At 66.5% G+C, this 9,724-nt stretch carries 15 protein-coding genes; 7 read left to right on the top strand and 8 right to left on the bottom strand.

Going from position 1 to position 9,724, the window contains the following annotated elements; translation table 11 throughout:
* The 5 genes from ABFX45_RS43425 to lspA form a co-directional block, all read left to right on the top strand.
* Positions 1–305, top strand: a 305-nt coding sequence (locus ABFX45_RS43425; protein ID WP_346136948.1) for a hypothetical protein, incomplete at its 5' end; no start/stop codon positions are given.
* Between the two features lie 25 nt (positions 306–330).
* Complete coding sequence (locus ABFX45_RS43420; protein WP_346136946.1) at positions 331–1,080, top strand: DeoR/GlpR family DNA-binding transcription regulator; 750 nt, start codon at positions 331–333, stop codon at positions 1,078–1,080.
* A complete protein-coding gene (locus ABFX45_RS43415) occupies positions 1,077–2,372 on the top strand; it encodes a 6-phospho-beta-glucosidase (protein ID WP_346136944.1) in 1,296 nt (431 codons plus the stop codon). The genes ABFX45_RS43420 and ABFX45_RS43415 overlap by 4 nt, the downstream gene beginning before the upstream one ends.
* A 97-nt stretch (positions 2,373–2,469) precedes the next feature.
* Positions 2,470–2,943: a YybH family protein gene (locus tag ABFX45_RS43410; protein WP_346136942.1), complete on the top strand. Its 474-nt coding sequence runs from the start codon at positions 2,470–2,472 to the stop codon at positions 2,941–2,943.
* A 60-nt stretch (positions 2,944–3,003) separates the two neighbouring features.
* On the top strand, positions 3,004–3,489 hold the full coding sequence (lspA, locus tag ABFX45_RS43405; RefSeq protein WP_109640464.1) for a signal peptidase II: 486 nt from the start codon (positions 3,004–3,006) through the stop codon (positions 3,487–3,489).
* Here the strand turns inward: lspA and ABFX45_RS43400 are convergent.
* The 4 genes from ABFX45_RS43400 to ABFX45_RS43385 form a co-directional block, all read right to left on the bottom strand.
* Positions 3,455–4,114, bottom strand: coding sequence for an endonuclease V (locus ABFX45_RS43400; RefSeq protein WP_428834293.1), 660 nt, complete (start codon positions 4,112–4,114; stop codon positions 3,455–3,457). The two genes, lspA and ABFX45_RS43400, sit on opposite strands and share 35 nt — an antisense overlap.
* Positions 4,092–5,057, bottom strand: coding sequence for a DUF3500 domain-containing protein (locus tag ABFX45_RS43395; RefSeq protein WP_109640466.1), 966 nt, complete (start codon positions 5,055–5,057; stop codon positions 4,092–4,094). The genes ABFX45_RS43400 and ABFX45_RS43395 overlap by 23 nt, the downstream gene beginning before the upstream one ends.
* Entirely contained in the window at positions 5,057–5,827 is a 771-nt protein-coding gene (locus tag ABFX45_RS43390; RefSeq protein ID WP_346136938.1) for a Tat pathway signal sequence domain protein, read from the bottom strand. Before ABFX45_RS43390 ends, ABFX45_RS43395 begins: the two co-directional genes overlap by 1 nt.
* Before the next feature lie 76 nt (positions 5,828–5,903).
* Complete coding sequence (locus ABFX45_RS43385; RefSeq protein WP_346136936.1) at positions 5,904–6,332, bottom strand: hypothetical protein; 429 nt, start codon at positions 6,330–6,332, stop codon at positions 5,904–5,906.
* Between the two features lie 67 nt (positions 6,333–6,399).
* On the opposite strand from ABFX45_RS43385, the gene ABFX45_RS43380 reads away from it, so the two are divergent.
* Together ABFX45_RS43380 and ABFX45_RS43375 are read left to right on the top strand one after the other, a co-directional pair.
* On the top strand, positions 6,400–6,741 hold the full coding sequence (locus ABFX45_RS43380) for an ArsR/SmtB family transcription factor (RefSeq protein ID WP_211337635.1): 342 nt from the start codon (positions 6,400–6,402) through the stop codon (positions 6,739–6,741).
* Complete coding sequence (locus ABFX45_RS43375; protein ID WP_346136934.1) at positions 6,725–7,282, top strand: SRPBCC domain-containing protein; 558 nt, start codon at positions 6,725–6,727, stop codon at positions 7,280–7,282. The genes ABFX45_RS43380 and ABFX45_RS43375 overlap by 17 nt, the downstream gene beginning before the upstream one ends.
* Before the next feature lie 105 nt (positions 7,283–7,387).
* Here the strand turns inward: ABFX45_RS43375 and ABFX45_RS43370 are convergent, their stop codons facing one another.
* From ABFX45_RS43370 to ABFX45_RS43355, 4 genes are all read right to left on the bottom strand, one after another.
* Positions 7,388–7,693, bottom strand: coding sequence for a hypothetical protein (locus ABFX45_RS43370; protein ID WP_346136932.1), 306 nt, complete (start codon positions 7,691–7,693; stop codon positions 7,388–7,390).
* Between the two features lie 89 nt (positions 7,694–7,782).
* Positions 7,783–8,211, bottom strand: coding sequence for a CBS domain-containing protein (locus tag ABFX45_RS43365; protein WP_112229262.1), 429 nt, complete (start codon positions 8,209–8,211; stop codon positions 7,783–7,785).
* A gap of 143 nt (positions 8,212–8,354) precedes the next feature.
* Positions 8,355–8,516, bottom strand: coding sequence for a hypothetical protein (locus ABFX45_RS43360; RefSeq protein WP_170155226.1), 162 nt, complete (start codon positions 8,514–8,516; stop codon positions 8,355–8,357).
* 185 nt (positions 8,517–8,701) lie between these two features.
* Complete coding sequence (locus ABFX45_RS43355; RefSeq protein ID WP_346136930.1) at positions 8,702–9,667, bottom strand: DUF6923 family protein; 966 nt, start codon at positions 9,665–9,667, stop codon at positions 8,702–8,704.
* Positions 9,668–9,724 lie beyond the last annotated feature (57 nt).

Below are 9,724 nucleotides of genomic sequence, written 5' to 3'. Positions count from 1 at the left end.
GGTCTAAGATCGGCAACGCGGCCACCGTTTCGCTTCGAGTCCCAACACACCTCGAAGTTGATCACGGTGGCCGTCTCACGTCACCACGCCATCGACCAAGATCACGCCATGCGGCTGTAGTACTAGAAGATGCCGGACGTACGTTGATCGCCGCGGGCACGATCAGCGCTTTCCGCGACCCGACCCAGCAGAACTGCGCCATCACCACGAACTGCGGGATCGCCGAAAGCTGCCGACCCCTTCCAAAGTCGCGCAGAAGCGTGCGTCTGATGTGCACGAGCTGGCAAGAGTTTGCTCAAGTCTGAGCGACCTCGGTTGTACGGTGGCGGCATGCTTGCCGAGAGCAGACGCGAGCTGATCCTGCGCACACTGCGCACGGACGGTCCGAGCGAGGTGCGTTCGCTCGCCGACAAGCTCGGCGTCAGCCAGGCGACGATCCGCCGCGACCTCGAACAGCTCGACGCCGACGGCAAGTTGACCCGTGTGTACGGCGGAGCGATGACGCTCGACGACGACGCCCCGTTCGCGCAGGTCGCCACCCAACGCGCCGAAGACAAAGACGCCGTGGCACGCACAGCCGCCGCGATGGTCCAGGACGGCGAGACCGTGCTGCTCGACATCGGCACGACGATGCAACGGCTCGCCCATCATCTCCACGGCAAGCGGATCACCGCCATCACGAGCAACCTCGCTGTGTTCGACGACCTGCGCGACGACGCCGACGTCGAGCTCATCCTGCTCGGCGGCATGGTGCGTCGGCGTTACCACTCCCTGGTCGGATTCCTCACCGAGGACAACCTTCGGCAGGTGCACGCGGGCCGGCTGTTCCTCGGCACGAGGGGGGTGCGGGGCGACGGCGCCGTCATGGATACGACACTCGTCGAAGTGCCGCTCAAACGCGCCATGATCAAGGCCGCGGACCAGGTCGTGCTCGTCGCGGACGGCGGGAAGTTTCCCGGGGTCGGCGTCGCACGCGTTTGCGGACCCGACGACCTCGACGCCGTCGTCACCACCGCGTCGGCCGACCCGGCGACGCGGATCGCATTGCAGGAGGCCGGAGTGGACGTGGTTCAGGTATGAGGCTGGTCATCCTGGGCGGCGGTGGATTCCGCGTACCGCTCGTATACCGCGCGCTGCTCGCCGATCGGTCGCCCGGCCGCGTCACCGAGGTCGTGCTCCACGATCTCGACGCCGCCCGGCTCGCCGCGGTCGGTGGCGTGCTGGCCGAGCTGGCGACTGATATATCGGATGCGCCGACGGTGACGACGTCGACGGATCTCGACGAAGCGTTGCGCGGGGCGGACTTCGTGTTCTCCGCGATCCGGGTCGGCGGGCTCGACGGGCGCGCGGCCGACGAAAGCGTCGCCGCGGGCTGCGGGGTGCTCGGACAGGAGACGGTCGGCGCGGGCGGCGTTGCATACGGTCTGCGGACCGTGCCCGTCGCGCTCGGCATCGCACGTCGTATATCAGTTCACGCGCCGGACGCGTGGGTCATCAACTTCACCAACCCCGCCGGCATGGTCACCGAGGCGATGTCGGCACACCTCGGCAACCGCGTCATCGGCATCTGCGACTCCCCCGTCGGCCTCGGCAGGCGAGTGACACGCGCGGTCGGTGCCGATCTTGAGGACGCGTGGCTCGACTACGCCGGGCTCAACCACCTCGGCTGGCTGCGGGGCGTTCACGTGCAGGGGCGAGACGTGTTGCCAGGTCTGCTTGCCGATACCGAGCGGCTCGAGTCGTTCGAGGAGGGCAAGCTCTTCGGAGCCGAGTGGCTGCGGACGTTGGGTGCGATTCCCAACGAGTACCTGCACTACTACTACTTCACGCGCGAGGCGGTGGAGTCCGGCGCATCGCGCGGTGTGTTCTTGCTGGAGCAGCAAAAGCAGTTCTACGCGGCGCCATCGTTGGAGAGCTGGGATCGGACGCGCCTCGAGCGCGAACAGACGTACATGGCCGAGACCCGCGACGACGAACGCGACACCAACGACCTCGACGGCGGCGGCTATGAGCGGGTCGCACTCGACCTGATGCACGCAATCGCGTCAGACAAACGAACCACCTTGATCCTCAACGTACCGAACAAGACGACGTTGTCATGCCTGGATGCCGACGCCATCGTCGAGGTGCCGAGCCTTGTCGACGCCAACGGCGCGCGGCCTGTCGCGGTCAGCCAGGTTCCTGACGAGGGCGTCGGACTCGTCACCGCTCTCAAGGTCGTCGAGCGCGCCACCATCCAGGCAGCCATCAGCGGCGAGCGCGCACACGCGGTGAAAGCACTGGCGCTGCATCCGCTGGTCGACTCCGTCAACGTCGCCCGCAAGATCGTCGACAGTCACCCACTGCTGCTTGATGTATTCGGCGCACGATGAGCGGTCGGTGAAGCGCGCCGACGCCCGTTTCCAGATCCTCGCGCCGACAGTGGAACGCTGAGTGCTGTTCGGGTGTGTCCGCGCTAGCTTCGGACGCGTGGACATCGACCTGCTGCGGTGGCTCAACAACGACATCTGGCACCCGTTCCGGCTCGCCTACTCGAAGCTGGACGTGTCGGCGTTCCTGGACCTGTACGCGCCGGAGCTGATCCGCGCGGGCGGGCCGGCCAAGCAGGTGTTCGGGTTCGCGGACTACTCCGACCAGACCGAGAAGTGGTTCGCGGAGTTCGCGGACCGCGGCAGCAGCGTGACCATCTCGTTCCGGTTCGTCGAACGCATCGCTTCAAAGGAAGTCGCGAGCGAGCGCGGCATCTTCCAGATCGTGTCCAAGCGTGCTGACGGCGACGAGCGCACGTTCTACGGCCGCTTCCACACATACGCGCGACGCACACACGAACGCTGGCGCATCTGCGTTGACTACGACACCGACGAACGGACTGCGACGCTGGAGGAAGAGTTCCTTGTGGCGGTGGATGTCGACGACGTCGAGGCGTTCAGCGCACAGACATGACCAGCTTGATCCTGGGGCCTGATGCCAAGCGGCGGCGTTCTTAACTACGCTCGTCCACAAATGGACACCACCACCTCTCGCCGCGTGCCGCTCGTGATGGGCATCGCCGTGCTCGTGCTGCTGCTGGACCAGGCCACGAAGTTCTGGGCCGAGAGCGCGCTGACCGGTCGCGCACCCATTCCCGTGCTCGGGGAGTTCCTGCAGTTCAGGCTCCTCTACAACCCCGGCGCCGCGTTCTCGATCGGCGCGGGGTCAACGTGGATCTTCACGATCGTCGCGGCCGTCGCCGTCGTGATGCTCGCGCGGTACGGCCTGCAGCCGCAGACCAAGCTGCGGGCCGCCGCGCTCGCGTTGATGCTCGGTGGCGCGACGACCCACCTGCTCGATCGGCTGTTCCGGCCGCCGGGTTTCGCGCGGGGGCACGTCGTCGACTTCATCGACTACAACGGCTGGTTCGTCGGCAACGTCGCGGACATCGCACTGGTCTGCGGCGCGATCCTCCTCGTGCTGCTCAGCTTCCAGCCGGCGAAGCAGCCTGCCGAGTGAGTGTGTCCGCGCGGCGGGTGGTCTCGGGCAGCCGGTAGCGCGGAGCGAGACGCAGCACCTCGGCGCACGCCTGATCGAGGTCGATCTTGTGGCCGACCGACACGAACACCGGCTTCACGCCGTCCTGCGTCCGCAGGGCTCTGCCGACGACCTCGCCGTCCATGACGAGGTCGCTCATCGACCCGCGGGCGTGACCGGGCTGCTCGAACTCGCCCATCGCGTTCTTCGCGACGCCGATGCTCGGGATACCTGTGTGCACGCCGAGGTGGCACGCCAGACCGAACCGGCGCGGGTGTGCGAGGCCCTGACCGTCCGCAACCAACAGGTCCGGCACCACCGCCACCCGATCGAGAGCACGTAGCAGCACGGGCATCTCCCGGAACGCGAAGAGCCCGGCAATATATGGGAAGTCGGTCGTGTCCTCGACGATGACCTCGTCCAGGATGACCAGCGTCTTTGCATCGAACACCACGCAGACGCCCGCAACTGTGTCATTGCTACGGTAGCCGACGTCGAGGCCCGCTACGGTGTCAATGCGCAGGTCAGGGACGCTGGTGGTGATCACCTGGGTGCGCAGGCGTTCTTGCAACGCGACGGCGTCTTCAACCGTTTTGGGCCACTCCACGCGCGACAGTGTGCCGTGACGTGTCGTAGTGGGCGGCGAGGAGGTCATCGCCGAAGTCACCCGAATGGCGACGCCAGACGGTGTGGACGTGGTTCGCCTCGGTGGCCGTGTTGTCGTACTCGATGAGCAGCTCCGGGCCTTGGATTCGGTAGTAGTGGCCCTCGCCTCGGCGTAGTGAGCCTTCCCACGAGAAGTGCAGGCGTTCGGGGTCGATGCGCGCGAACTCCTCGTCGGCGAGCTCGAACGCGAGCCGGTCGAGGTAGAAGCGGACGATGTCGACGAGCAGCTCCCCCGCCGGCTTGCCGAGCTGTGCCGGTGTCACGCCGACCGGTTCGGACGGGGTGACGCGTGGGGAGTTACCGCTGCGGATGTCGTCCGGCGCGGTGTCCGATACGACGGCCAAGCGGCGTGCGGTCGGGCCCATGCGGTCGAGCAGCTCTCGGGCCAGTTCCTCTTCGAGGCGTAGTGGCTGGCCGACGACGTGGCCGCGGTAGGTGACGCGGGCAGGGTTCGCGCCGAGGAAGAACGGTGTCGCGGAGACGCGGCCGTCGGCGACGACGACGTTCACGGACAAGTGGTGCCCCTCGACACGCCATCCCCACGGCTCGTCGCCGCCGGGCGTGCCGAAGAGCACCGTCCAGAAGTCGCCGCTGTGCCTGTCGAGGTGCCCGCCCTCGCGGTGGTCGAGCACGTCCTCCAGTGCCATCACCGCTGCGGCCTGCGAGTAGGCGTGGGGACTGAGTACGGTCGCGAGCATTCCGTGTACAGCCTTGCGCTGGTCGCGTCGGAGGCTGCCGAGCACGAGGCCCGGTCGTGCACCAGGCGTATACGCCCAGCGGTGTCTCAGGTCGTCGTCGGTGACCGCGCGCACCGCGTGTTCGCGCTGGTCACCGTCGAGCAAACTAATATATTGGCGCGTGGCGTCGGCGACGTCGAGCAGCATCATTCGAACTTATAGGCCTTGAGGTTGCGAAGCAGTAGGTAGCAGTTCTGCAGTGAGCCCGAGGTGTCGCCGAGCGAGCGGTAAATGCCCCACTTCGGACGCAACCGATCGTCGAGCCAGGTGTCGACGTTGTCCTTCGTCGCGTCGAGCACGGTGCGGCCGCCGTCGCGGACCACCCAGCGGACGCGCCCGGTGCCGTTGCCGACCTTGATCTCCACCTCGGTGTCGATCCACTTGTTGTGCAGCGGCTCGAGGTCGACGTTCCCGACGAGGACGTTGCCCTCGGTGATCTTGAACTCGATCTTCTGCACGCCGCCGGTGCGGCGCAGCGACATGACCGTCACGGGCGCGGAGCCGAGGCCGGGCATCTTCGTCTGCATGATGTGGGTGAACGACGTCGTCGACTTCAGCGAGCTCGGGATGAACATGGAGTAGGTCCACTTCCACGTCTCACCGTTGCCGATGTCGATGTTCTGGCCGCCCGCCTTCATGCCTCGGACCTCGTTGCGCTGCCGGTCCGTCGACGTGTCCCGGTCGCGGGTGTGCATGTCGAACCGGTAGTCGTTGCCCGACACGTAGATGTGCTTCGTGCCCGGATGCGAGCCGGCCCGGTCGTCCTCGACACCCTCGAAAGCGCCGAGTCCGTTCTTGTTCGCCTGCGGGCTCCACTTGAGCTTCCAGGTGGCCGCCTGCGCGAGCCCGGAACCTGCCATGAGCAGCGGAACAGCCGCCGCCCCACCGATCAACGCCGAACGCCGAGTGATCTCCACGCCCGTTCCTCCCCAACATCCATGGCGGCGGATTTAGGGAAAGGTCTGCACCACTTCAGGTGCGGGCGTGATCACATCACCGACTGACTCGTGAGTCAATCGTCGGGACGATCCTGCGGGTCAACGGCAGCAGCGCCAACGGGACCAACACCACGGCGACCAGCGAGACCACGTTGCCCACCTGGTCGGCGAACGGCATGTGCGACAGGTGGTTCAGATGGAAGACCAGGTGCGGCACAGCGAACAACAGGTAGCCGACCAGCGCCGCCTGGGTGAGCCGCCGCTCCAGCGTCACCGCGGCGAACACGAGCACCGCGCACAACGCCAGGTTGAGCGCGCCGAAGTCGCGGAGCAGGTGCTCGTTGAACGGAGGGAAGTAGGCCACCCATTGGTTCGTCGGCAGCGGGAAGTTGTCGAAGAAGTGCTTCGGGGCGATCAACGACCAGCCACCGACGATGCCCTCGACCAGGGCAAGGAACGCGAGACCTGCGCGAAGAGTGCTCATGTCCGTACAGACGAGACGCGGTCTCGACTTGTGACAGACATAGTGCTAAAAGTATTACGTAATGAAGATGCCACATGACGATGACGCTGTCTGGCGCGCCCTGGCGAACCCGTTGCGGCGCGCGATTCTCGACGTCCTGCGCTCCGGTCCACGCACCACGGGCGAGTTGGTGGAGGCGCTCGAGACGAGCCGGCACGTCGTCATGCAGCACCTCGGTGTGCTCCGCGAGGCCGATCTGGTACTCGTGGAGCCGCGGGGCCGGAAGCGGGTCAATCACCTGAATCCCGTGCCCATCCAGCAGATCCACCAGCGGTGGGTCGCGCACTACGAGGAGAACTGGGCAGCGGCGCTGGTCGGCCTGAAGCACGCGGTCGAGAGCGCCGGAGGAGAGGATGAGGACGTTGGCTGAACCCGGTACCGAGCTGTTGCACAGCATCGTGATCGCCGCACCCATCGAGAAGGTGTGGGCCGAGATCACCAAACTCGACGGCAAGCAGCGCGCCATGATGGACGCCGTCCTCGACTCGAAGCTCGAGCCGGGCGCGCCGCTGTACTACCGGTCGACCGACGGCAAGCGAGTGTTCGTCGTCGGCCGCGTCGTCGAGGTGGACCCGCCGCGACTCCTCTCCCACACCCAGCGGCTCACCATGCGCGACGACCCGTGGACCGTCGTCTCGTGGGAGCTCGAAGAGGTCGACGGCGGCACGCGCGTCACACTGCGCAACTCGGGCTGGCCCGAGGGCGTCGAGCGACTCGACAAGGTCGACTCCACCTGGAAGGGCATCCTCGCCGCACTCAAGCAGGTCGTCGAGTCCGGCGACGTCGGTACCGGCCTGAAGATCCAGTACGCGATGATGCGCGCCTTCATGTGGGCGATGCCGTCGGGCACCAAGACCGAGAACGTCCCCGAGCCGCCTGGCATCGACCCCAACGTCAACCGCACCGGCTGAAACGCGAATCCTGCTTTTGCAATGAGTCTTTGGACTTCGTCGTCCAAAACTCATTGCTAAGCAGCAGGTCAAGAGCGGTTTGATAGACCGATATATTAGTTGGCGCTAGGCGTGGCAGGCGATCGGTCCGGCGTGCAGTTCCGTCACGTCGGACCAGACGCGAAGCAGTTCGAAGCGTTCGGTGAGAGGCTTGCCGTCGAGTTCGCGGTAGGCGCGGTGGAGGTTGCCGAGCAGGCAATCGGACTCCCACCGGGCGAGAAGCGGGTTCGTCGTCACCGGGCACCACGACGACAGCGTTGAACGAGCAGAGGAATTCGACAGAGGCCGACGGCGAGCAGGCCGGTCGGCGACGCCCACCGAAGCGAACAACGCGCGGTTGCGCGCCTCGGTGGACGTGGTGTCGACGAGCAAGCAGCGAAGCGTGAACTCCTGGCGCGACCTCTACCAGCGCGGGCCGTCCGAAGAAGGATTCACCCGATCAAGCGTAGGCAGGCTGGCGATCAGCCCTGGACGATGTAGGCCTGAAGCTGGTCCTGCGACTGCTCCAACTGTCCGATGCGGCTCTTCACGACGTCACCGATGCTGACGATCCCGACCAGCTGCCCGTCGGACAGAACAGGCACGTGGCGGAAGCGTCGTTCGGTCATGACGACCGTCAGACTGTCTACGGTGTCCGATGGCGAACAAGTGAACACGTCGGTGGTCATGATCGCCGACACCGGTGAAGACAGCAGGTCAGCGCCGGATTCGTGCAGACGGCGCACGACATCTCGCTCGGACACGATCCCCTCGACGCCGGACGAGCCGACTACGACGATCGCGCCGACGTTGTGTTCGGCGAGCGCTCTGAGCAGTTCCGTGACCGGTACGTCCGGGTCGATCGTCGCGACCGCCGATCCCTTGGCCCGCAAAACGTCAGCGATCCTCATCTGGCGCCTCCGATCCTGTCGGTCCGGTAGCACCACAGGCTAGATCGGATTCGGACAGAGCGGGAGATCAAGCCCACGAAGAGAGCAGGGGACGCACTCGAACGAACGTGTCCCCTGCGGTGTCGCGCCTGGTTCGGCGTCGGCTACGCGGATCCTCCGCGGCGACGGGTCGCGAACTGGCGCGGGTGGACCACCGGAACACGCTGCTGCGGCAGCTGGAAGTGCGTGTTCTGGTCCTGCTTGACGCGCTTCTGCGCACGGCGGGCGGCGCGGTTGGTCGGCTCGGGCGGGGTGTTGGCAGGCATGCGAAAGCCTCCTCACGAAGAGGGCGTGCAAGGACACGGCGGAAGAAGGCCGTGGAGAAGGACCCGCTGAGGGGTCACCTGGGCGACAACAAGGTCGCGACAGCAGCGTCAAGAGCGCCGCGGGGCTTCATCAGATGAAGAACATGCCGCAACGGTAGCGACGCCGTCACGTCACGCCAACTGATTTATCCGCGGGCTCGAGCGGCGGCCGCGGAGGCGCCCAGCATCACCAGGATGATCGTGACCATCGCCCACTTGCGGGACTTCGTGAGCGGCGTGGTCTCGGCCTCCACCGGAAGGTCCTTGCGGGGCTCGGGTTTCTTCCGCGCGGCCCGCACTGGCACCGGCTGCGGTGGCACGGGCGGCTGGGTTGTGGTCGTCACCGGAGGCGGCGGGACAACCGGAGCGGGAGCGGGCGCGGGCGCCGGGGTTGAAGTCGGCGGTTCGGGGGCAGGAGGCGGCGGCGGAACCTCGAGGCGCGGAGCGGGTGGTTCGATGCGCGGGCGCATCGGTTGCGGCAGGCAGCCCGCCGCGTCGATCATGCTCATCTGCGGGCCCGCCGACAGTTCCACCGCGGCACTGCCTGTGATCCGGTAGACGCGGCTGCGGCCTTTGTAGCCGTTGTTGACGGCATGGACAGTGCCTGCGGCGTCGATCACGACGGCGCCGTACGTCGACTTGCCTGGCAGGTCCTGGATCTCCGTCTTGCTCAGCACCCGCCCGGACACCGGGTCGAACGACACGACCTCGCCGGGACCCCAGCCCGCCGCGGACACTCCGGTCAGGTGGCCGTTCGCGGGGTTGACCGTGAAGTCGTCGAGTGCGAGAGCGGGCCAGTCCAGCACGACGGTCCGCACGATCTTGAGGTACGTAGCGCTGTCCGGGTTGATGTCGATCGCGTGCAGGCGGGCGTTGTCGCGCACGTAGAACGTGGTGCCGACGACCGCGCCGGCAGATACGTCGTCGGTGCGGAACCAGTGCGCGTCGACGGGTCCGAGGTCGTTGACCACGCCCTGCGTGTCGATCAGCACGATGTGTGACGGGCTCTTCCACCAGTGGTGCCCCTTGGAGGTGAGACCAACCAAACGGCCCAACGCCGCTGAGTACCCCAGTGCGTTGACCGCGTAGTCCAAGCGAGCTACTTCCGTCACCCCACCGGAGGAAACGTCGAGTTTTGTGAACGTCGAGAGTGCGCCTCGATGGGATGA

It is taken from the genome of Lentzea roselyniae, assembly GCF_039537795.1.
GTDB lineage: Bacteria > Actinomycetota > Actinomycetes > Mycobacteriales > Pseudonocardiaceae > Lentzea > Lentzea atacamensis.
The sequence above is the reverse complement of the archived record's forward strand: the minus strand, read 5'-3'. Positions and strand labels throughout refer to the sequence as shown.